We start from the raw sequence: 264 nt of genomic DNA, 5'->3' as shown, positions 1-264 counted from the left end.
AGAGTGGGGCGTAACATGCGATGCTTTGACGAGATGCGTCAGTTCGATGACGCCGTGCGGCCGCATTATCAGCGGTTCGAACGCTGGCTCGTGCAGCAGGGCAGTGAGGCAATCGAGAGAAAGCGGGCCGAAGCCGATCTGCTGTTTCGCCGCGTCGGCATCACGTTCGCCGTCAACGGCGATCTGTCAGGTACGGAGCGGCTCATCCCGTTCGATCTGATCCCGCGCATCATCCCGCGCGGCGAATGGCAAACGCTCGAAGCC

General features: G+C 62.1%; 1 pseudogene. It reads left to right on the top strand.

The features are described 5' to 3' along the window. Nucleotides 1–15 precede the first annotated feature (15 nt). Nucleotides 16–264: pseudogene (locus SB753_RS38105) on the top strand (circularly permuted type 2 ATP-grasp protein); the annotation flags it as partial.

This window comes from Paraburkholderia sp. SIMBA_053, assembly GCF_046534895.1.
GTDB classification, from domain to species: domain Bacteria; phylum Pseudomonadota; class Gammaproteobacteria; order Burkholderiales; family Burkholderiaceae; genus Paraburkholderia; species Paraburkholderia caledonica.
The sequence above is the reverse complement of the archived record's forward strand: the minus strand, read 5'-3'. Positions and strand labels throughout refer to the sequence as shown.